Source organism: Flavobacterium humidisoli (genome assembly GCF_023272795.1).
Taxonomy (GTDB): Bacteria; Bacteroidota; Bacteroidia; order Flavobacteriales; family Flavobacteriaceae; genus Flavobacterium; species Flavobacterium humidisoli.
Map to the genome: position 1 here is coordinate 1,447,412 of NZ_CP096829.1, position 20,824 is coordinate 1,468,235.

At 31.2% G+C, this 20,824-nt stretch carries 23 protein-coding genes and 1 tRNA gene; 8 read left to right on the forward strand and 16 right to left on the reverse strand.

All coding sequences use genetic code 11. The features are described from left to right. Positions 1 to 34 precede the first annotated feature (34 nt). Both M0M44_RS06575 and M0M44_RS23865 read left to right on the forward strand, forming a co-directional pair. Positions 35 to 121, forward strand: a tRNA-Ser gene (locus M0M44_RS06575). A 215-nt stretch (positions 122 to 336) separates the two neighbouring features. Then, positions 337 to 543: a JAB domain-containing protein gene (locus M0M44_RS23865; RefSeq protein WP_420842777.1), complete on the forward strand. Its 207-nt coding sequence runs from the start codon at positions 337 to 339 to the stop codon at positions 541 to 543. A gap of 372 nt (positions 544 to 915) precedes the next feature. Here the strand turns inward: M0M44_RS23865 and M0M44_RS06580 are convergent, their stop codons facing one another. Continuing rightward, complete coding sequence (locus tag M0M44_RS06580; RefSeq protein WP_248729044.1) at positions 916 to 2,130, reverse strand: hypothetical protein; 1,215 nt, start codon at positions 2,128 to 2,130, stop codon at positions 916 to 918. A gap of 486 nt (positions 2,131 to 2,616) precedes the next feature. On the opposite strand from M0M44_RS06580, the gene M0M44_RS06585 reads away from it, so the two are divergent. From M0M44_RS06585 to M0M44_RS06605, 5 genes are all read left to right on the forward strand, one after another. After that, entirely contained in the window at positions 2,617 to 4,332 is a 1,716-nt protein-coding gene (locus tag M0M44_RS06585) for a helix-turn-helix domain-containing protein (protein ID WP_248729045.1), read from the forward strand. Positions 4,333 to 4,480: 148 nt separating this feature from the next. Next, a complete protein-coding gene (locus tag M0M44_RS06590; protein ID WP_248729046.1) occupies positions 4,481 to 4,657 on the forward strand; it encodes a hypothetical protein in 177 nt (58 codons plus the stop codon). A gap of 69 nt (positions 4,658 to 4,726) precedes the next feature. Further along, complete coding sequence (locus M0M44_RS06595) at positions 4,727 to 6,430, forward strand: S8 family peptidase (RefSeq protein ID WP_248729047.1); 1,704 nt, start codon at positions 4,727 to 4,729, stop codon at positions 6,428 to 6,430. Next, on the forward strand, positions 6,427 to 8,631 hold the full coding sequence (locus tag M0M44_RS06600; protein WP_248729048.1) for a lantibiotic dehydratase family protein: 2,205 nt from the start codon (positions 6,427 to 6,429) through the stop codon (positions 8,629 to 8,631). The genes M0M44_RS06595 and M0M44_RS06600 overlap by 4 nt, the downstream gene beginning before the upstream one ends. Next, positions 8,632 to 9,495: a thiopeptide-type bacteriocin biosynthesis protein gene (locus M0M44_RS06605; RefSeq protein WP_420842759.1), complete on the forward strand. Its 864-nt coding sequence runs from the start codon at positions 8,632 to 8,634 to the stop codon at positions 9,493 to 9,495. A gap of 148 nt (positions 9,496 to 9,643) precedes the next feature. On the opposite strand, the gene M0M44_RS06610 is transcribed toward M0M44_RS06605, so the two are convergent. The 10 genes from M0M44_RS06610 to M0M44_RS06655 form a co-directional block, all read right to left on the reverse strand. Then, positions 9,644 to 10,030, reverse strand: coding sequence for a helix-turn-helix domain-containing protein (locus tag M0M44_RS06610; RefSeq protein ID WP_248729050.1), 387 nt, complete (start codon positions 10,028 to 10,030; stop codon positions 9,644 to 9,646). Between the two features lie 129 nt (positions 10,031 to 10,159). Next, the gene (locus tag M0M44_RS06615; RefSeq protein ID WP_248729051.1) at positions 10,160 to 10,666 is read right to left on the reverse strand and encodes a GNAT family N-acetyltransferase; all 507 of its coding nucleotides are present in this window, start codon (positions 10,664 to 10,666) and stop codon (positions 10,160 to 10,162) included. Positions 10,667 to 10,737: 71 nt separating this feature from the next. Next, positions 10,738 to 11,703: a nitrilase family protein gene (locus tag M0M44_RS06620; RefSeq protein ID WP_248729052.1), complete on the reverse strand. Its 966-nt coding sequence runs from the start codon at positions 11,701 to 11,703 to the stop codon at positions 10,738 to 10,740. A 68-nt stretch (positions 11,704 to 11,771) separates the two neighbouring features. Further along, positions 11,772 to 12,584 (reverse strand): AraC family transcriptional regulator, encoded by an 813-nt coding sequence (locus M0M44_RS06625; RefSeq protein ID WP_248729053.1) that lies wholly within the window; start codon positions 12,582 to 12,584, stop codon positions 11,772 to 11,774. A 15-nt stretch (positions 12,585 to 12,599) separates the two neighbouring features. Beyond that, positions 12,600 to 13,142 carry a cysteine hydrolase family protein gene (locus tag M0M44_RS06630; RefSeq protein WP_248729054.1) on the reverse strand — a complete coding sequence of 181 codons (543 nt, stop codon included), beginning with the start codon at positions 13,140 to 13,142 and terminating at the stop codon, positions 12,600 to 12,602. A gap of 171 nt (positions 13,143 to 13,313) precedes the next feature. Beyond that, complete coding sequence (locus tag M0M44_RS06635) at positions 13,314 to 14,063, reverse strand: SGNH/GDSL hydrolase family protein (RefSeq protein ID WP_248729055.1); 750 nt, start codon at positions 14,061 to 14,063, stop codon at positions 13,314 to 13,316. 113 nt (positions 14,064 to 14,176) lie between these two features. Beyond that, a complete protein-coding gene (locus tag M0M44_RS06640; RefSeq protein WP_248729056.1) occupies positions 14,177 to 14,599 on the reverse strand; it encodes an antibiotic biosynthesis monooxygenase family protein in 423 nt (140 codons plus the stop codon). A 68-nt stretch (positions 14,600 to 14,667) separates the two neighbouring features. Further along, the gene (locus M0M44_RS06645) at positions 14,668 to 15,441 is read right to left on the reverse strand and encodes a helix-turn-helix transcriptional regulator (RefSeq protein ID WP_248729057.1); all 774 of its coding nucleotides are present in this window, start codon (positions 15,439 to 15,441) and stop codon (positions 14,668 to 14,670) included. Between the two features lie 71 nt (positions 15,442 to 15,512). Beyond that, positions 15,513 to 16,295, reverse strand: a complete 783-nt coding sequence (locus tag M0M44_RS06650; protein WP_248729058.1) for a DUF3050 domain-containing protein — start codon at positions 16,293 to 16,295, stop codon at positions 15,513 to 15,515. An 89-nt stretch (positions 16,296 to 16,384) separates the two neighbouring features. After that, positions 16,385 to 17,563: an acyl-CoA dehydrogenase family protein gene (locus M0M44_RS06655; RefSeq protein ID WP_248729059.1), complete on the reverse strand. Its 1,179-nt coding sequence runs from the start codon at positions 17,561 to 17,563 to the stop codon at positions 16,385 to 16,387. Positions 17,564 to 17,728: 165 nt separating this feature from the next. Here M0M44_RS06655 and M0M44_RS06660 point away from each other — a divergent pair, with 165 nt between their 5' ends. Further along, on the forward strand, positions 17,729 to 19,504 hold the full coding sequence (locus tag M0M44_RS06660) for an AraC family transcriptional regulator (protein WP_248729060.1): 1,776 nt from the start codon (positions 17,729 to 17,731) through the stop codon (positions 19,502 to 19,504). Positions 19,505 to 19,525: 21 nt separating this feature from the next. On the opposite strand, the gene M0M44_RS06665 is transcribed toward M0M44_RS06660, so the two are convergent. The 5 genes from M0M44_RS06665 to M0M44_RS06685 are packed head-to-tail and all read right to left on the reverse strand — an operon-like array spanning position 19,526 to position 20,435. Further along, complete coding sequence (locus tag M0M44_RS06665; protein WP_248729061.1) at positions 19,526 to 19,678, reverse strand: rSAM-modified peptide; 153 nt, start codon at positions 19,676 to 19,678, stop codon at positions 19,526 to 19,528. Positions 19,679 to 19,722: 44 nt separating this feature from the next. After that, the gene (locus M0M44_RS06670) at positions 19,723 to 19,872 is read right to left on the reverse strand and encodes an rSAM-modified peptide (protein WP_248729062.1); all 150 of its coding nucleotides are present in this window, start codon (positions 19,870 to 19,872) and stop codon (positions 19,723 to 19,725) included. A 43-nt stretch (positions 19,873 to 19,915) separates the two neighbouring features. Then, entirely contained in the window at positions 19,916 to 20,065 is a 150-nt protein-coding gene (locus M0M44_RS06675; RefSeq protein ID WP_248729063.1) for a TIGR04149 family rSAM-modified RiPP, read from the reverse strand. Between the two features lie 42 nt (positions 20,066 to 20,107). Then, positions 20,108 to 20,251 carry an rSAM-modified peptide gene (locus tag M0M44_RS06680; protein ID WP_248729064.1) on the reverse strand — a complete coding sequence of 48 codons (144 nt, stop codon included), beginning with the start codon at positions 20,249 to 20,251 and terminating at the stop codon, positions 20,108 to 20,110. Between the two features lie 43 nt (positions 20,252 to 20,294). Next, positions 20,295 to 20,435, reverse strand: a complete 141-nt coding sequence (locus M0M44_RS06685; protein ID WP_248729065.1) for an rSAM-modified peptide — start codon at positions 20,433 to 20,435, stop codon at positions 20,295 to 20,297. Between the last annotated feature and the right edge of the window lie 389 nt (positions 20,436 to 20,824).

A 20,824-nucleotide genomic window follows, 5' to 3' on the forward strand; every position in this document is an offset into this window, starting at 1 on the left:
GTCAGTTTTTTTTGTGTTATTTGCAGACCAAAATAGAAAGGTGTCCGAGTGGTTTAAGGAGCTAGCCTGGAAAGCTAGTATATGGGTAACTGTATCGAGGGTTCGAATCCCTTCCTTTCTGCTAAGATAAGACAAAGCTTCAGAGAAATCTGGAGCTTTTTTTGTTTTACATTGATTTATTTTATAAAAATCAGAGACTTTTGACACGTTGACGTTTCTTTAGAAAAAAAAGAAAAAAAAGCAAAGTCAGAGATATTTGCACAGCTTCTATCAACGAATACTTGCGGAGCGGGGGATCAGGGTAGGATAGATTATGAACAATTTAAAATATTATTTCTGAATCATTCATTCAAAGCCTTAGGACTTTACGAATTGTCCTTAGGAGAAATTAAGGGAACAATATTGGATCTTCGAGTTATATTTTCGGTAGTCCTGAAAGCAAATGCCACAAACATTATGATTAAATATAATCATGCCTCAGGCAATATTAGCTCCTCAGAAGCAGATAAATATATGATTGCAAAGATCAGAGAGGCGGTCTAACTGCTTGATATAAAATTACTGGATATCTAATTATCTCTTCAGAGAAATAAACTCTTTTGCGGATGAAGGTGCCTTATAGGCGTCATTTGCCATTTTTATACGACTTTAAGTCATGTTCTTTAAAGACATTATTTGGGGCAACTAATCCGTTTTACTTCCATAAATAATCAACTTTATATTAATCAAAAAAACCTCGAACGTCATTCGAGGTTTAAAATATATTAATAAATAATTTTTTATTTTATTTTTTTATACAATCGATACAACAAATAAATTATTCCTACCAAAATAGCCAGATTAAATATTTGCCAAATTAAAAACGAGACCGTAAAAGCATTGATTGTTACATCTTCCATAGTTTATATTTTTTTTTTAATAAGTTCTTACTCCTTCAATTATTTTTCCAGTTCTATTATTAATAGATATTGCGTAAGTGGTTATTTCTCGATAAGCTGTTCCTATCCCTTCCAGAACAACGTCATACGACCAAATACCATCTACCACAATAGTGGTTGTAGAACCATTTGTAGTCCACCTATAGTTTGTTTGTTCCCAGTTAAAACAAATAGACATACCAAATGTAGTACTTTTTACTTCTTCTACTACATAATTATTTCCAACTTTCTTTTCATTTATAACCATTCGAACACCAGCCCAAGGTACTTTATAAAATCTTACATTAGCTGAAGATGTATTATTTTGAAAAGCTTCATACGTCATATCACTTCCATTAGAATTTGTTTTACTTGCCAATTCATCATATTGGGCTTTACTGGTTACTATAAATCCCTCTAGATTAGTAGTTGCTCCTAAATATTGCCCATTTTCACCATAACGTTCATAGTGTGCCTGTCGTTGCAATATTATAGCGTCTGCATCTCCTGAACCATCACAAGGGTAAGGCAATATAGCGGTAGTTCGTGTTACTTTTTGACCATCATATAGAACAGATAAAATCTTTGTGCCTGAACTAACTATTCGCCAACGGTCTTGAGTCTGCTCTACAACTTGTGTATATGTCGCATCGCATAAAGGAATTTTGTTTGTATTGTTCGACGGAACATAAAACAAATTTATTGCTTTTGTCAAAACATCCAACTCATCTTTTCCTGAAACATTTGTTGCTTTGCCGTTTCTAACTACAACTGAACCTAAATTTTCCCCATTAAAGGAATACACATTCAGTCCCCCTGAAAATTCCTTCAGCTTGGTTATCGTTTCAGGGTAAACGACACTTTTTTCAAGCGTATAAACCTCTAAAAAATACGATAGCGCTTTGCCATCATTTTCAATTGTAACAGCTTGATATTTCAATTGGCTTTGCAGAACGTCAGATTCAAAACTGTTTACAACTTTTTCTTTTGCTGAAAATTCTGAAATTTTAAAATCATCTTTTTCAATCTCATTGACATTTTCAAAATCTGCTTCAACATTTTGTGCAATGTTGGGATTTGAAAATTTCTCTAATTTTAAATCGGTCTTAGCTGTTTTTGCATTTTCTTGATTTTTTTCTAATTCATCATTATTGCACGACAAAACAAAAAGTGCAATAAAGAAACAAACGACATACTTAATAAATTTATCCATATACATTTACATTGGCTGGTTGATAATTATTTTTTTCTTGCATAGCTTATAATGGCAGTTTAAACGATATCATTTTTTTGTTTTTCTACCGTTTTGACAAACTTCATTTACAGCAAAATGGACTGCTCTTTTTTTAATAGTTAAGATTATGCGATAACTTTTATCACAAATGCATCATAAAAAAGAAATATTCCATTTGAAAATACTTTTTTGTAATTGGCCAATTACAATAGATTGTGATTTGTTTATAGCAGTGACGTCTTCTGTAAAAATTGTCTCACTTTTCTGAAACCAAAACTAGACAAACACGATAGCACCAACAAATGTTGCTTATCGAAATTCAGGAATATCGATACTCAATTCAGGAATTCTGCAAAAACAAACACATAAAGTATTGAAAACAAACAGTTTAACAGTAAGCAAAAAACAACCAATTTATTAATATAATTCCTTAAAGATGCCTTATTTTTGTAAGAAACCTCAATAATGATTCTGCATAAACTTATCAAAATCTTATATTCTTTACTACTTCCTATTTTTGTAGTTGCTCAGTCTCCCCAAAAAGACTTGTCAACACTGTCATATGATCAATTACACGATTTATATTTTGATAACGCGGGTAACCCAAAAAAACAAATTTTGTACACAAAGGCTTATATGACAAAAGCCATAAGAGAAAACATTGATATTAGAAAAGCTAAGGCTAATCATCAAATTGCATTATTCTACTATCAATCCGATAAAAATAAAGCAATTCAATATTTGGATAGTGTTATCAAATATTCAGAAGGGTCAAATGATAAATTTTTTCCCGCAGCCGCTTACTGTGAAAAAGCAGACTTTTTGAAGGCTCAATTTAAGTTTAAAGAGGCGATGATTAATTATAACAAAGCGGAAAAAGTAGCGCTTCGAACTAATTTAGACTATTATTATGTCGTAAGGGAATATATAGGAATCATTAAATCAGAAAACTTAGAAGAATACGAAGGAGCCTTAAAAATCTATAAGGAATGTTTTAATTATTATAGAACCAAAGATTTTAGAACAGGGAAATGTGCTGACGATTTCCAAAGCGTCATTTTTGGAATAGCCGATTGTTTTAAATCTTTACATAATACAGATTCAACTTCTTTTTATAATAAGTTAGGATATAAAGAGTCTTCAATAACAAAAAATGAACTTTTCAAATATCTTTTTGTATTGAATGAGGGAACAAACCAGATCTTAAAGAAGAACTATAATGCCGCACTCGATAGTATTAATAAATCATTGCCCAAAATGATTGCTTATAAAAACACAGGCAATGAGCTTGCCGCATATTACTATTTAGGAAAAGCTTATGACGGATTGGGTAAAAAAGAAAAAGCAATTGAAAATTTTATTAAAGTAGATTCTATTTATAAAGCCACAAAAGAAATTAATAAAGAGTTTGTAGAAGGTTATCCCTATTTGATTAATTATTATAAAAACTTAGGAGAAAAAGAAGAGCAATTAAAGTATATAACTTCATATATGGCCATAGATAGCATTTTACAGAAAAATTACAGGGAATTAAACAAGTTAGTATATAAAGAATATGATACACCACGTTTAATTTCTGAAAAAGAAAATTTAATTAACTCATTAAATAGTGATAAAATAAAAAACCGCTGGGGGCTTGGCTTTTTGTTTTTGTTAACTCTTAGTGTAGGCGGCTTTGCATTTTATCAATATAGTACAAAAAAACAATACAGATTAAGATTTGAAGAATTAATCAGAGAAACAAATACTGCCGATAGCAAAAAACTCATAAATAAGAATGAAAACAAAATTGATCATAATAAACTTGAAGTGATTGGCATAAGTGAAGAAGTGGTAAATCAAATTTTGAAAAAACTAAACCAATTTGAAAAACAAAAAGGATATCTAACATCAAATGTAACAATACAAACACTATCCAACGCATTTGAAACTAATAGTAAGTATGTATCAAAAATTGTAAATATATATAAAGAAAAAACATTTACCCAGTATTTAAATGATCTCAGAATTGACTATGCCGTTCAAAAATTAAAAACAGACGGCAAACTTAGAAAATATACTATCCAGGCACTTGCGTTAGAATTTGGTTTTAACAATTCCGAATCCTTTTCAAGTGCATTTTATAAAAAAACAGGTTTAAAACCAACTTATTTTATTAGAGAAGTAGACCTAGAAAAATAAACACAAAACACTATATATCAAAAAACTAAAAAATAAAATAAACTCGAAATTCAGGAATTTCGATAAATGCAACAACTTGTTTTTAATGATCTTAAAAGAGGAAACCTATATTTGCAACATTAATAATAATTTAAAAAATTATATATAGATGAAAACTAAAAACGAAAGAAAAGCGACACAAAAATTTGATCTTGAAAAATTTGATGTAGCTAAGCTAAAAAACTTACATGTAATTGTTGGCGGTGCAATTGGCAAGGATGATCCCATTGACACAAATCATCAAAAGAATAATAAAGATGGTTCTTCTGCCGATTGCAATAGATAATTAATATAAGATTTATCATTAACCATATGTTCCAAAAACTATCAAAATACCAAATATTATAATATGGGCTTGAAATCATTTTTCACAGTTATTCTTTTTATATTCTTTTTTCTAAGTTGCACAACAGTTAAGGAATCAAATAATCTTAAAGCGAAAAGCATATCAAAAATAGAATTCAGTACTTCAGAATCGCAAAACTGGTATCAAAAAGATTACTTAGAAGATAATATCCCCGGAATTTCATTAGAAAAATGGTATCGTTTAAATAAAAAAAAGCAAAAAGATAAAAATATCATTGTTGCTGTAATTGATACTCAAATTGATATAGATCACGAAGACTTAAAAGGGCAACTTTGGACAAACACTAAAGAAATTCCAAATAATGGAATTGATGATGACAAAAATGGTTACGTAGATGATATTAACGGATGGAGCTTTACAGGAACTAAAAGCGGTAGTTACGTTGTTTGGAACAGATATGAATATGTTCGAATAGTACAGGACTGGGGGGAATTATTTAAGGACAAAACTGAATCACAAATTGATGCTAAAGATTTGTGGAGATTTAAAGAATATCAAAGAGCCCTAAAAACTTTTGAAGAAAAAAACAAATACTATCGAAGATGGTTTAAGTCCTTAAATTACAAAGTTAGACTTTATCCTAAAGCAAAAGATACATTAAAATATTTTTTTCCTAACGAAAATTATACATACAAACAACTTGATAGCCTTTACAGAAAATATAAAACCAATGAAAAAGAATTTTGGCAAAGGCGTGATGATGGTGATGATGACCTTGGCGCGTTAATTGGCTCTATGATAGCTAATAGAGACATGCATCAAAACACGTTTGAAAAGTTAAAAGATCAGCAAACCCAATTAGATTCAATTGTAAATAAAAACCTGAATATAGATTATAATGAACGTCTGCCTATTGGTGATAATCCTAATATTTTGGAAAAGGGTTACGGCAATAATAAGATTAGCAACACCATAAAAGGAGTAAGAACTATTCAAGATCATAATACCATGGTTTCTGGAATCATTGCCGCTAATAGAAAAAATAATATTGGCATAAAAGGAATTGCCGATGTAAAAATCATGCCTCTAAATATTTCTCCTTCTGGAGATGAGCATGATAAGGATATTGCAATGGCAGTTCGTTATGCCGTCGATAATGGAGCCAAAATAATTAATATGTCTTTTGGAAAAGAGTTTTCTATGCATAAAGACTGGGTAACAGATGCTTTTAAATATGCAGAAGAGCATAATGTTCTTTTGGTGCATAGTGCTGGGAACGACAGTGAGGATTTAGACAAATCAATGCATTATCCTAATGATCAAAACTATGAAGGCATTCGAGGGGTCTGTAATAATTTTATTAATGTTGGCTCAACTAGTAAAAATTTAGGCGAAAAATTAGTCTCTGACTACTCTAATTACGGCAAAGAAAATGTGGACTTATTTGCTCCTGGAGAAGATATTTATACTACTGGAGCTGGAAACATTTATAAAACCGATTCTGGAACTTCATTTTCAGCGCCAATGGTATCAGGAACCGCTGCTATAATCTGGTCTTATTACCCGAATCTTACAGCAAAAGAAGTAAAACAAATTATTATGGATTCTGGAACTGCATATAATTTCGAAGTTATATTACCAGGTACTGAAGACAAGAAAGTTCCATTCTCTGAATTGTCTAAGTCAGGAAAAGTTCTAAATGTCTATAATGCGATGCAACTTGCAGAAAAGGTTAGTAAGAAAAAGAAATGAAGCCACAGTTTAAAATTTCCCCTTTTTCGCAATATGTACTTAGAACTCCTTTATTTCCCCTTTCATTTTATCTGGATCTTCTCAAAAATTACAATAGCGGAAAGTCAATTGCTATTTACCAAAATGCATTAGTCAAAGAAGCATTAAGTATGGCATCGCCAGAATTAATAAATGAGCTTAACAAATGGGAAAGTTTTAAAGCTGATTCTTTTAACAAAAAAAAATCAGCTTTAGAATTTACATTACTCAAGTATATTGCAAGAATATCTTCAAGGTGTACTCCTTTTGGGTTATTTGCAGGATGTTCTGTTGGGAAAATTAATACTGAAACTAATATAATATTAGATTTGCCCAAAAAATACAAACGGTTTACTCAATTTGATATGCAATTCTGGGTAGCATTATTGCAAAATATTGCTAGACAAAAAAAAGTAATTTCTCGCTTAAAATATTACCCTAATTCTTCTATTTATGAATTTGGTGATTTTTACAGATATATTGAATACAAATACGTAAAAAATAAGCGTGAACATAGTATAACATCTTTACGAAAATCTGATGCATTAAAAGAAATAATGCTGCAAACAAAATTAGGATTAACTATAGATGATATAGTTTCTATTTTAGCAGATAATGATTCTGAAAAAAGAGAAGCTTATGAGTTTATTATGCACCTTATAGATTTCCAATTTTTAGTAAGCGAAATAGATGCCACTGTAACCAGCAATAATGAATTTGAGAGGGTTTTGGCTATTTTTAAAAATGTTCCAGACCTAAAAAAAGAATATCGCTTTTTAGAAACCATAAATAAACAGATTTTAGATTTGGACATTTCATTAATTCCAACAAAAAATCAATACGAAAAAATCAAAGAAAAAATCTTGGAGGAAGGATTTGAATATGATGAAAAATATCTCTTCCAGACCGATTTAACTGCAACCACCATATCAAATAGTCTAAATGCAATTATTATAAAAAAAGCAGCTAAAGGACTTTGTTTTTTAAATGGCATACAACCGAAAAAAGAATCGAATCAGCTTAACGCGTTTGCTAAAGCATTCTCTAAAAGATATGAATCTCAAGAAATGCCACTTATGGTGATTTTAGATGTCGAATCTGGATTAGGTTATCCAATAAATCATGACATGAATGATTCGCACGAAATACTGGAAGCCTTCTCTTTTAAACAAAAAAAGGATAAAAATGAAAATCAAGTTTGGACTTCCTATGATTCAATTTTAGAGAAAAAACTTCAGGAATGTCTTTCAAAAAAACAAATAAAAATAGAATTGTCAGAAAGTGACTTTCCTGATTTTGATGCTAATTTTGATGATGCCCCCTCTACATTTTCAGCACTAATTGAAGTTTACCATAATGAAAAGTTATCCATTGAATCTTCAGGAAACATAAGTGCCACAAAATTTTTGGGGCGATTTTGTAATGGGAATTCTGAGATCCATAAGCTAACCCAAGAGATTATTCAAAAAGAACAAAACTATTATCATGATAAAATTTTAGCTGAAATTGTTCATATTCCACAATCCAGAACTGGAAATATTTTACGGAGACCTGTCTTAAGAAATTATGAAATTGCCTATTTAGCAAATTCAGGTGTTGAAAAGAAAAACACGATCGATTTAAATGATTTATTTGTATCTATTAGAAACGATAAAATTATACTACATTCTAAAAAACATGATAAAGAAGTCATTCCTTGTCTGTCAAACGCTCATAACTTTTATAATAATTCTTTACCTGTATATCATTTTTTATGTGATTTACAGGCGCAAAATACAAAGCCAATATATAGTTTTAATTGGGGAGTTTTAGAATCTCATTATAATTACTTTCCAAGAGTTGAATACAACGAAATTATACTTTCAAAAGCAAAATGGATTATTGCGAAAGAAGAAGTGGCATCCTTTTTAAAATTAAGTGGCAAAGATTTGTTTGAGGCATTCTCAAATTGGAGAATCAGCAAAGATATTCCATGTCTCGTTAATTGGGTTAATTCTGATAATACCTTGTTATTAGATTTTCAAACAGAAATTGGAATTCAATTGTTTTTAAAGTCAGTTAGAAATAGAGACAAAATTGTTTTAGAAGAATTTCTATTTACTGACGAATCTATTGTAAAAAACATTGCTGGAAAAGGCTTTAACAATCAATTTATAGTATCATTTTTTAAACAGCAATCATAAATGCAGAGAAATTTTTGTTTAGGAAGTGAATGGCTGTATTATAAAATTTATACAGGAGTTCAAACGACTGATTTGGTTTTACTTGAAAAATTATACCCTGTTATTTTGCAATTAAAAAAGAAAAAAATTATCCAAAAATGGTTCTTTATTCGATACAAGGATACTGACACACATTTTAGAATCCGATTTCTGGTAGAAAACAGAAAAGATTTAGCAAAAGTAATTCAAATGCTTTATCGTCCGATAAATGATTTACTCCAAGAAAATCTGGCATGGCAAATTCAAACTGATACTTATAAAAGAGAAATTGAAAGATACGGTGAAATCACTATTGAAGATTCAGAATTTTTATTTTGGCAGGATAGTGAATTGGCAATTCAATATCTTTCACTAAAAAAAACATTTGCAAAAAAAGAAATGGCACTCTTGTTCAGTTTTTGTTCAATAAATTCTTTTTTAAATTCTTTTTCTTTATCGATTTTAGATAAGTATAATTTAATGAATAGGCTGCAACAATCTTTTAAGAAAGAATTTGATGCAGATAATATATTAAAAAAAGAACTTGATAAAAAGTACAGAAAACTAGTTGGCGAAATGGGATGTTTCTTAGCGGGCGAAACTAAAAAAGATTTTCCCGATTTTTTCGAAACCATTGAACAAAAACAAAATCAAATAGCAGAAAAAGTATTAGAAATAAAAAATGCAATTCAAATCGATCTTTATGACTTTTTAGCAAGCCATATCCATATGATGATTAATCGACAATATACTTCTAAGCAAAGAATGTACGAGCTCATTATTTATGATCATCTCTACAGGTATTATAAAACTTTAAATTATGAAAAAACAAATTTTCTGATGTAGCTGATACTTTTTAAAGTTTACTCGCTACTTATAATTTTCAAGCCAACATAAAAACGGTTCGAAAATTGTCCCGCTAGGGCTGCGAAATAAAAACAAAAAAGAGATCTGAAATTTTCAGATCTCTTTTTTATTATAAAAATAAAAGGTTTTACTTCCCTTTCAACAATTTCTCCAAATACTCATTTTTATCCTTCTCAGCTTGTACCAAACGCTCATAAAGTTCAACAACTTTGTCAAGAGGATTAAAAGTACAATCATTATAATGCTTGTTAAAAGCTGCATTATCATAAATATTATTAAAGTAATTAATTACGGCTTCTTCCGAAAAGTTTTTAATTGCTTCAACGGTCATTCCAAGTACTTTTGCCACTTCTTTCAGTTTTTCTTCGTCTATGGTTTCGCTGTTTTCCATAGCTGAAACAGTCTGCTGACTCATTCCTAAAGCTTGTGCTAAAGCCTCTTGTTTCATGTCTTTCAGCTCGCGAATTCGGCTGATTTTTCTTCCTATATGATATGGTTTTGTTGCTGTGCTCATAAAATCAAAGTTATTTAAAGTTTTATAGAGAAAATAAATTTCAGTAAAAAACAAGCTAATTTTTGTAAGATACGGTTTTCATTATTTAAGCAAAAATACAGTTTTTCAGATAATTAATTAAATACAATTCTAAACCTTAATCTCAAACAAACTAAAAGAACCTTCTTTGTAATGTTCTGGTAATTCATTGGTCCATTCTATGGTGCTGATTCCTTTATAAGTGAAACCGCAGCTGGTATAATATTTATTAATTCTTTCGTTGTCACTGTGCGTGTCAAGACGAATGTATTCTTTACCATTTTCTTTGGCATATTTCTTAGTCCATTCTATAATTTTTTTGACATACGACTGCCCTCTGAATTGTGGATTCGTAGCAATACGATGCAAATATACTGCAGCGTCTTTGCTGGCTTCTTTCCAAATAATTTCATCATTAAAAGTAAGCACAAATGTACAAGCGATTTCGTCTCCTTCTTTAATTACAAAATGACGATTCTCAGCAATTTCTTTTTCTATTAAAGCTCTTTCAAAACCCCTCCAGCTTTTATTATTGACTGTTTTCTGGTAAGATGTAGCTTCGTTATAAATATCGAAAACAGTATCGATATCCTGAGTTTTAGTTTTAAAAAATTCCATTTATTGGGTATTCTGTAAATTAATGAATCTTCAAAGATAAATCTTTGAACAGCTTAAAGCAGGCGAAATAGTTAATTTATGCTTTTTTTATCAGAGTTCAGCCAGACTACATTTTGTTCAGAATTGTGATCTTGACCAATAATATCTCTATACAATTCTGGTCTTCTTGCTTTTATATAGCGATGTCCTCCAGCCTGAATGCATTTTTCGGGAGTGATTATTGCCGTTGCAAAAGAATCATCAAAAGTGCGGCATTCTGCCAGTATATCTCCAAAAGGATCGATAATCATAGAACAGCCATTTTTTAATTGGTCATCGTCCATACCAATTGGGTTCGAAAAGACAGCATAAACCGCATTGTCATAAGCTCTTGCTGGAAGCCATTTCATGAGCCAGTCACGGCCTTTCATTCCATCAAATTCTAATCGTAACGAAGTTGGGTCGGTTTCGCGGTTTTCCCAAAGCTGAGGTGCGACAAAACCAGCGCCAGGTCGGGTAGAAGGAGTGCACATTGTAACGTGAGGCATAAAAATAATATCGGCACCTAGAAGTTTTGTCGCACGAACATTTTCGATAATATTATTGTCATAACAAATTAAAATACCGCATTTCCAACCTTCAATTTCAAAAATACAATAACGATCTCCAGGAGTTAAATACGGATTTATAAACGGATGCAGTTTTCGGTATTTGGCTACTAGACCATTTTTGTCCACACAAACATACGCTTTGAATAGATTATCGTTTTCGTCTTTTTCAAAAAGTCCGGCCAATATTACAATGTTATTGTTTTTGGCAATTTCGATTAATTTTAAAATGCTTTCTCCACTCGGAATCAATTCTGCCAAGTCCAGCATTTGATCTTTCGATAAGTTTCTTGCGAAAGTATATCCGGTTATAGAACATTCGTGAAAAGAAATCACATCGCAGCTTTCGGCAGATGCTTTCTTAGAAAGTTTTTCGATTACAGATAAGTTATAGTTTTTGTCGCCACTTTTATTTTCGAACTGGGCTGTGGCTATTTTTAGATTTTTCATATTGTTCACTTTTAATTATGGCAAAATTAGAGTGAGCAATACGCTATAAATTGTACAAAACCGACATTTTAGAATGTTCTTTTTATAAGATTATTGGTTAATTTCCCGGTGTTATAAAAGTATTCTGTCGGAGTGATTCCAGTGTGTTTTTTAAATTCTTTTATTAAATGTGATTGGTCTGAAAATCCGGCATCGTAACAAATTGTGGTGAGATTGGTATCGTCAGACTTGTCTTTTAATAATTTTAAAAAATGATGTAGTCTTATAACGTTGCCAAATTTCTTCGGATTTAGTCCGATGCATTCTTTGAATTTTCTTTCCAAATGTCTTTCGCTATAACCTGTATATTCGACTAATTGTTTTATAGAGAAATGTCCTTTACTGTTGATAATAAAGCGCAAAGAATGATCTATTATAAATTGATTTGAGGCTGGTTTGGCTACGATTAAGGACTTAAAAAAAGAATTTAATAACTGAACTCGTGTTGAATTTTTTTGCTGAAACAGACTCTCTTGAAGGGTTCTGATTTTTTCATCAAATACATCTTCAACAGGAATAATACTATCTTGAAATTCATTGGCAGGAATGCCTAACAATTGATGGATTCCGTTGGGCTGAAAAACGACTATAATCAGCGTTATTTCATTTTCAGAATAAAGATCTTTAAAACCATTAAGTTGTCCGTATAAAAAGGAAGTGGGCAGATATTCTTTTATTTCGTATTTATTAATTCCGGAAATGAGTTTGCTTTTTATCGAAAAGACAAGACCAGTATTACCATCAGAAAACAGTCGGAATTTTTGTACAGCAGTTTCGGTATTATCTAAGAACAGATAATGCTTAATATAAGGTGATAACTCTTTGGGAGGTGAAACTTGCATTTTTAAAATTGATCTTTATTCGAAATCAAGATTGTCTTTTATTATAGCGCCTTGATTTTCTAAATTTACTAAAACTTCTTCGATTCTATGCTGCACATCGTCTCCGGTTTGAATTAATTCTTTTAGAAGCACTATTTCATAACTAGCTTTAAGAGCATCAAGAGCGGTTTGTTTGATGCAGTATTCTGCTAAGAAACCACATAAAATAAGTCTGCGAATTTGATTTTCTTTTAGAAAGTTTTTAAACTCCTGAGAGGAAAAACTGCTGTGTTCAGTTTTTGAAATTAGGATTGAAGAACCATCAAAGTCGAGATCAATTTCATGGCCTTTTGTTTCTTCAATACACATAGAGGTTCCAATTCCAAATTGATCTTTTTGATAATTGGAGAAAATAATCACAAATTTACTCTTGTCGAGCTTTTTGATTAAATCGTTTAGTAGATTTTTGACTCGCTGTATATGACTGATGGAATGTCTTTTTGCATAATTTCCGTCAATGTCTGTGAAATCTTTTTGAGGATCAATAATTACTAGTAATTCTTCGGGAACTAATTTCATAGAAGTTTTTAATCTGCTTTTGTGGAATTTGAATCATGAAGAATCAATTTTAGCAAAAGTAGTTATATTTTCTATAAAAACGGATACTTCTAATCTAGCCCCGATAGCTATCAGGACGAGACTAAACGTGATTTTGAAAATGAGTTTTTCTGCTTCTAAAAATTAAAAATATTAATTCTGAAGTGCGATTTTAACCTTCGGCATCATCTTATCGACAAACATTCTATAAGCGGCTTCTGAAGGATGCAAACCATCTGAAGCAATCAAAATTGGATTGTTAAGTCCTTCGCGCGTGATTTCTGTAATCGATACAAAGGCAATTTGATTGGTGTTGCAATAATTCTCTGCAAAAGTATTGTATTGGTTAATTTCTGTTGAAATTGTACCGCTTTGATTTCCTGCAAGAGCTTGTCCGTATGGAGTATACGCGTAGTCTGGAATAGAAATAACGACAACATTTTTTCTATCGCCTTTGGCTAGCATAATGGCTTTATTGACTAATTCTGGGAATTCTTTTTCGTAAATAGAAAAGCTTCTGTGCTGAAATTGATTATTAACGCCAATTAAAAGCGTTACGAGATCATAATTGGATTCTGGATTTTGAGAATCAATTGCCGAAATTAAATTGGATGTTGTCCAGCCCGTTGTAGCGATTATTTTAAGAGAAACGCTGCTAGAGTACATTGCGTTCAAACTTGCCTTTAATTGCTCAGGAAAACGGCATGTAGCGCACACGCTTTGGCCAATGGTATAACTGTCACCTAAAGCTAAATAATTTACTTTGTTGGCAATTGGTGGTTCTGTGGTTTTAGGTGGAGTTACAACTGGTGGAGGAGTTGCAGTAGTAGTTTCGTCTGAACTGCAGCTCAAAAGAAATACTGAAAGTAGGATAGTAACTATTTGTTTAAAATGAGGTTTCATAATTTGTTCAAATTAGATTCTATTTGCTTTAAACAAATAGTTACGTTAAACACATTATTTTGGTTTTACTCTTAAGAATTGATTTTGGTAAATTAACTTCTTTTTAATCACATTTAATTTGCTTCTCTGTAAATGTTTCGGTCCAAAGTAATGTTCAGCCTGGAAAGCATTTCGGCAATATCAAAACCTTCTTTTTTATATGCATTCTGTACACTTTCTTTAGCTTTTTTTACAGCGGTTTCATTTTCCCAAACGGCAATTGTTATATAAATTGAGTTTCCGTTTTCGTCTGTACGTTCGTAAGTTTCATCTTTTATAAATCCGCTTAAGTGCTTAATGAAGTTTCTGTTTATGCTTACTCTTTTTAGAAATTCCTGTTTTGATTTTTCGGGAACGATAAATTGATCAATAAAGATTTGTTTCATGGATTCTGATTTTTTGGTTTCTGAATTTGATGCGGCAATTGATGTCTGAGCTTGTGTTTTAATACCAAACAATGTCAAACAGATGATGGTGATCAAAAGATTTGTTTTCATAATTCTTAGTTTTTGTTGATGTAAAATTCAGAATTGTGAGAGCCAAAAAATTGTAAAAAATCATTGATTTACCAAAAAGAAGGAAATTTGAAAAACTCAGATGGAGTTTGTCCCGTAAATAGGTTAAAGTCTTTATTAAAGTGTGATTGATCAAAATAGCCTGCATCTAATGCAAGATCGAGAAGGTTTTTGTGATGTTGTTTTTGATCGATAATAGATTTGATTCGAACTACATAACAAAATTGTTTTGGCGAAGAACCAATTGTTTTTCTAAATCTTTTTTCGAAAGCATCCTGACTGATAAAGAGTGTATCTGCCAATTCTTTTATTTTAATAATACCTTTTTTGGATTGGATTATAGAAACAGCAGTCAAGATTAATTTATCAGGTTTATAATTGTGCAATTTAGACAACAGAAATTGTTCTACAATTGCAATTTTTTGGGTATTGCTTTTTGCTTCGGCTAGAAACCCTTCTATAATTACTATTTTTTGTCGCGGAATAAAATTGTCTAATGAAACACTCTCTTCAAATAATTCATGAAGCGGTTCTCTGAAAAAAGCCGTGGCCCCCGTTTCCTTAAATTGAACAACCAGAGTGGTTGTATTTTTAGAATAATTGATTAGACGAACAGATTTTCGAATTCCCGAAATCGTAGAAATGGGCAACTTTTCCTTACTATTTTCTTTAATGTAATTAACGTCTCCATTACAGCGAAAAGCTATTGCCAAAGAAGTATTAGGCAAAACCCTATTGATCAATTCGTCCTGACTTTCTATAATTCGGTACGTCTTGATGAAAGGTCTTAATTGTTCTGTGGGAATATAATCTAGAATTTTCATCTTGTATGTAGTTTACAATCAGCAAAATCAAAGATAAAAAAAAACGAGGCAAAATACCTCGTTGTTGTTTTTTAAACCATTTCGGTTTTCATCACGATTTCTTCTTCGATGGCATTCCAAAGTGCGATACGTCTTTCTAGGGCAAGAATTGAAACTTCTTCAACCTCTTTCCATTTTTGAGCATCTTCTTCACATAATTCTGTAATCATTTGCATAGCCATTGGTCCATGTTCGTCGGCATCCAATTCAATATGTCTTTCAAAATAGTATAGCAATTTTGTTAAATCTGTATCTGGAAGGTTTTTCTGGAAATTTTTCAAAATCTGAGTAAACATACTCGGAATCAAATCTTCTCTTCCAAAGGTAAATGCAGCGGCAATTTCGTGTGGTTTTCCTTCTTCGATAACTCTAAATGTAAAATCAAGGAAAGATTTTACATTTGGATGTAATGAACTTTGTTTGATGGCAACAAATATATTTTGAAGCGAATGTACTTCTGATAAAAAGCTTAAAACTCCAGTTGTATTGGCTCCACAAGCTTCCATTGCTTCCAGATACATTTCGTAGTGGCTTTGTCTTCTTCCGTCAATTGTCAAATCGGTTTCTTCTGCAAGAACAATTTCGTTAATTAAATAACGAGTTTCTGGGTTTTTAGTTGCAAACCAAGGTGTTGTTGTGCAAGTAAGTTTAGCCTGCAATGCTTTTAAAAGTGACATAAAATCCCAAACAGCATAAACGTGTGTTTCTAGAAAGCTGTGTAAGTCATCTATGTTTTGAATCTTATTGTATAAAGAATGGTGTAATAGTTGGTCTTTTTGTGTTTGTATGCTTTTGTTTATCGTTTCGATATTCATTTTAAAAAATTTTAATGCAAAGATAAAAAGCTTCTTTATTAGAAGAAGCTTTTTAAGATTGATTTTGTATATATTTTAATAATTATCAATTATTTAAACGCAGGGATTCCGGTTACATCCATTCCAGTTATTAATAAATGTATATCGTGAGTTCCTTCGTAAGTAATCACACTTTCAAGGTTCATCATGTGGCGCATAATGGAGTACTCGCCAGTGATTCCCATACCTCCAAGCATTTGTCTTGCTTCGCGAGCAATGGTAATCGCCATGTTAACGTTGTTGCGTTTTGCCATAGAAATCTGCGCAGTCGTAGCTTTTCCTTCGTTTCTTAAAACACCTAAACGCCAAGTTAATAATTGTGCTTTTGTGATTTCGGTAATCATTTCGGCCAATTTTTTTTGCTGCAATTGAGTTCCTCCAATTGGTTTTCCGAACTGGATTCTCTCTTTTGCATATCTTAAAGCAGTGTCATAGCAGTCCATTGCAGCGCCAATTGCTCCCCATGCAATTCCGTAACGAGCAGAATCTAAACAGCCAAGAGGTGCACCTAAACCAGATTTATTTGGTAAAAGGTTTTCTTTTGGAACTTTTACGTTATCAAAAATAAGCTCGCCTGTTGCAGATGCACGAAGCGACCACTTATTGTGCGTTTCTGGAGTTGAAAAACCTTCCATGCCACGTTCTACTATTAATCCGTGAATACGGCCTTCTTCATTTTTAGCCCAAACTATGGCAATATCTGCAAACGGAGCATTTGAGATCCACATTTTAGCACCATTTAAGAGATAATGATCACCCATATCTTTAAAATTGGTAATCATACTTCCTGGATCTGAACCATGATCGGGTTCTGTTAAACCAAAACAGCCAATAAATTCCCCTGTAGCTAGTTTTGGCAGGTATTTCATTCTTTGTTCTTCGTTTCCGTATTTCCATATAGGATACATAACCAAAGAAGATTGAACAGATGAGGTAGATCTCACGCCAGAATCGCCTCTTTCAATTTCCTGCATAATCAAACCATAAGAAATTTGATCTAGTCCTGCGCCTCCATATTCTACAGGAATATAAGGACCGAAACCACCAATTTCGCCAAGACCTTTTATAATTTGTTTAGGAAATTCAGCTTTTTGAGCATATTCTTCTATAATAGGAGAAACTTCTCTCTTAACCCACGCACGTGCAGATTCACGAACCAATTTGTGTTCGTCTGTTAGCAAATCGTCTAAGTTATAGTAATCTGGAGATTGAAATAGGTCTGGTTTCATGTTATTTAAATTTAGCAAAGCAAATTTACTGAATAAAAATATAACAAATAGATATAAAATTGTTATATTTTTTTATAGTAAAAATAAAATTAATAGGAATTTGGCAAATAAATTGTAGTTTATTGATAATTTATAGACTATTTTTGAATTCCAAAAACAAACTTAATGAGGCTGATCATCTCTTTTTTCTTTTTATTGCTAATACTTTGCAGTGGAGCCGCTCAAACCAATGGAAAGCTTACAGAAGAAAAGTATTTAGAACTACAGGATAAAATCCGCTTTAGTGTTAATGGAGATAATGATGAAGGCTTAGGCTATGTCAATCAGATGCTTAAGTCTAAAAACGACATCCATAAAGCTTTTGCTTATGGCGCAGGTTCGTATTTGTATCAGTTAAAAGGAAATGCTGATAAGTCTGAAAAAATGTATGCAGAAGCGATAAAGCACTTAAACAAGATTCCTGAATCAAACGAAAAAACAAAACTGGAAGCTTATTTATGTAACTATAGAGGTCTTACTTATTGGAAAAGATCTAATTATGGTAAGGCTCTAGGCAGCTATCAGGAAGGAGTTAAGCTTTCTTCAAAAATAAGTGATGTTGTTCAAATTGTAAAATTTAAAGCCAATATTGCTTTGCTTAATGAAAGTGTTGGCAACTATCAGTTATCTATAAAAATCTTAAAACAAAATGAAGCATTCTTAGACAAGAATGAGAGTCTTTACGAAAAAGATCAGTTTCAAAATTCTAAAAGTAACACTTATACTAATCTCGGAAATTCTTATGAAGGATATTATTCTAAAAATCGTGAAAAAAGCTATTTATTAGATTCTGCAGAATATTATTACAAAAAAAGTGTAGCCTATTCGGATAAATTTATTGATAATAAGACTACTGCTAAACTTAGTTTAGGTAATATTTATGTCTTTAAAAAGGACTTCACCAACGCCGAAAAAATTTATTACGATATCTCTTTTTATGCAAAACAAGCGGATAATGAATCTCTATATCAAGTCGCTTGTTATAATTTAGGAGATCTTTATTATTCGATTAAAAAATATGATAAAGCACTTATATTTTTAAAAAAGGTAGATTCTATTAGTCAAAAAAATAAAACGGTAGACATTAGTTTTTTTAGGTCTAATTATATACAGGCTAAAATTTACAGTATTAAAAATGAACCTGAGTTAGCCTACAAGCACTCCAAACTATACTTGGATTCTTATGAAAAATATGAAGGAAATCTAAGAGACGAAGCATTAGAGGTTAACTATAAATTGGGCACGGCCGATCTTAGCGGAGAGATGCTTAGCGTTCAGGAAAAATATAAATATGAGGTGTTTTGGAATAAAGCGCTGAAAATATTTTATGTTATTCTCGTAATTGGAATTGTATTTTTTCTCATAAAAAATATTAGGGATAAAAATAAAGCGCAAAAGAAAATGAACGCTTTAATTGAAGAGTTCAAAGCTAATCTGGAAAAGAAAGAACTTGAAAAAACAGAAATTGAGCAAGTTGCAGCCGAAGCAATAGTAACAGAAGTTCCAGAAGTAGAGGATGTTGTCTTGAAAAAGGAAAATGCTAATTTGAGCATCGACGAAGCCAAAGAAAATAAAATAGTAGAAAAATTATTGCTTTTAGAAGAAAAACTAGAATACTTAAATGCCGATTTTACGCTTTCGTACGCAGCTAAAAAAATAAAGACCAATACCACTTATTTGTCTTATGTGGTGAATAAAAGATTTGGAAAGTCTTTTAGTGAATATTCTAATGAATTGAAAATTAACTATGTGATCAATCAGATGATTACAAATCATTTGTATCGAAAATATTCGACACAGGCAATTGCAGAAAGTGTTGGTTTTAAAAATGCTGTATCTTTTGCAAAATCATTTCGCAAAAGAACCGGAGTGTCTCCAGCTCAGTTTGCGAATAATATTTAGTTTCATAAGATATAGTTATTTTTAATTGTTTCCGTTTCCGCCAGTTTTTTTAGGCTCGTTTTGATTATTTGGATCAATAGTTGGATCGTCACCTCCTCCTTTAATTGTTTTTTGCTCTTTTCTAGAAATTGCTTCTAATTGAAAATTTCCGAATGTTAATTTGTTATTTTTCATGACTTTATTTTTTTGGATTAGTTTTTAAGAGTTTTTTCTATTGCTTAGGGATTTCCATTCCCACCAGTTTTTTTAGGTTCATTTGGGTCAGTTGGATCAATAACTGGTGCGTCACCTCCTTTAATTGTTTTTTGCTCCTTTCTAGAGATTGCTTCTAATTGAAAATTTCCGAATGTTAATTTGCTACTTTTCATGACTTTATTTTTTTTGATAAGTTTTTAAGAGTTTTTCTATTGGTTAGGGATTTCCATTTCCGCCAGTTTTTTTAGGCTCGTTTTGATTATTTGGATCAATAACTGGATCATCACCTCCTTTAATTGTTTTTAGCTCTTTTCTAGAGATTGCTTCTAATTGAAAATTTTTGAATGTTAATTTGCTATTTTTCATGACTTTATTTTTTAGATTAGTTTTTAAGAGTTTTTCTATTGCTTAGGGATTTCCATTCCCGCCAGTTTTTTTAGGCTCGTTCTGATTATTTGGATCAATAACTGGATCGTCACCTCCTTTAATTGTTTTTAGCTCTTTTCTAGAAATTGCTTCTAATTGAAAATTTTTGAATTTGTTATTTTTCATGATTTTATTTTTTTGGATCAGTTTTTAAAAGTTTTTCTATTGTTTAGGCATTTCCTTTTCCGCCAGTTTTTTTAGGCTCATTAGTATCATTGGGTTCCTTGTATCCGCCTCTAATTATTTTTTGTTCTTCTCTAGAAATGGTATCTATTTGAAAATCTTTGAATGTTAATTTTGAATTTTTCATGACTTTAATATTTATTGTTGTTTAAAAAAATTAGTACTATAAATCTTTCATATTTTTTTTTGGCAGTCCTATTAAATGCGATAAGAAACCACGCTATAAATTGATTATGTATTTTTTTTTGGGTTTATTTTTTGGTCTTTAAAGCAATAGAAAAAAGATATTGTTTGTAGGTTAATTCTGTTGTTTTTTGAATTGTTTTTCTATGCTCTTTAGGGGTATTTTTTACTTTTTTTTGAGGGGCAATTCTGGACAATATTGGTCATTTTTTGCATCCTGTTTTTATGATTTTTTATTTGTAAAATCACCTGTTTTTAGAGGCCTATTTTTCATGTTTCTTAATGTTTAGATTATTACTTATCCAAAACTAGATAAAAAGGAAAACCGTTAAT

Coding starts and splice junctions, on each gene's coding strand:
- M0M44_RS06580 (WP_248729044.1), bottom strand. CDS start 2,130: ATGGATAAATTTATTAAGTATGTCGTTTGTTTCTTTATTGCACTTTTT.
- M0M44_RS06585 (WP_248729045.1), top strand. CDS start 2,617: ATGATTCTGCATAAACTTATCAAAATCTTATATTCTTTACTACTTCCT.
- M0M44_RS06590 (WP_248729046.1), top strand. CDS start 4,481: ATGAAAACTAAAAACGAAAGAAAAGCGACACAAAAATTTGATCTTGAA.
- M0M44_RS06600 (WP_248729048.1), top strand. CDS start 6,427: ATGAAGCCACAGTTTAAAATTTCCCCTTTTTCGCAATATGTACTTAGA.
- M0M44_RS06605 (WP_420842759.1), top strand. CDS start 8,632: ATGCAGAGAAATTTTTGTTTAGGAAGTGAATGGCTGTATTATAAAATT.
- M0M44_RS06610 (WP_248729050.1), bottom strand. CDS start 10,030: ATGAGCACAGCAACAAAACCATATCATATAGGAAGAAAAATCAGCCGA.
- M0M44_RS06615 (WP_248729051.1), bottom strand. CDS start 10,666: ATGGAATTTTTTAAAACTAAAACTCAGGATATCGATACTGTTTTCGAT.
- M0M44_RS06620 (WP_248729052.1), bottom strand. CDS start 11,703: ATGAAAAATCTAAAAATAGCCACAGCCCAGTTCGAAAATAAAAGTGGC.
- M0M44_RS06625 (WP_248729053.1), bottom strand. CDS start 12,584: ATGCAAGTTTCACCTCCCAAAGAGTTATCACCTTATATTAAGCATTAT.
- M0M44_RS06630 (WP_248729054.1), bottom strand. CDS start 13,142: ATGAAATTAGTTCCCGAAGAATTACTAGTAATTATTGATCCTCAAAAA.
- M0M44_RS06635 (WP_248729055.1), bottom strand. CDS start 14,063: ATGAAACCTCATTTTAAACAAATAGTTACTATCCTACTTTCAGTATTT.
- M0M44_RS06640 (WP_248729056.1), bottom strand. CDS start 14,599: ATGAAAACAAATCTTTTGATCACCATCATCTGTTTGACATTGTTTGGT.
- M0M44_RS06645 (WP_248729057.1), bottom strand. CDS start 15,441: ATGAAAATTCTAGATTATATTCCCACAGAACAATTAAGACCTTTCATC.
- M0M44_RS06650 (WP_248729058.1), bottom strand. CDS start 16,295: ATGAATATCGAAACGATAAACAAAAGCATACAAACACAAAAAGACCAA.
- M0M44_RS06655 (WP_248729059.1), bottom strand. CDS start 17,563: ATGAAACCAGACCTATTTCAATCTCCAGATTACTATAACTTAGACGAT.
- M0M44_RS06660 (WP_248729060.1), top strand. CDS start 17,729: ATGAGGCTGATCATCTCTTTTTTCTTTTTATTGCTAATACTTTGCAGT.
- M0M44_RS06665 (WP_248729061.1), bottom strand. CDS start 19,678: ATGAAAAATAACAAATTAACATTCGGAAATTTTCAATTAGAAGCAATT.
- M0M44_RS06670 (WP_248729062.1), bottom strand. CDS start 19,872: ATGAAAAGTAGCAAATTAACATTCGGAAATTTTCAATTAGAAGCAATC.
- M0M44_RS06675 (WP_248729063.1), bottom strand. CDS start 20,065: ATGAAAAATAGCAAATTAACATTCAAAAATTTTCAATTAGAAGCAATC.
- M0M44_RS06680 (WP_248729064.1), bottom strand. CDS start 20,251: ATGAAAAATAACAAATTCAAAAATTTTCAATTAGAAGCAATTTCTAGA.
- M0M44_RS06685 (WP_248729065.1), bottom strand. CDS start 20,435: ATGAAAAATTCAAAATTAACATTCAAAGATTTTCAAATAGATACCATT.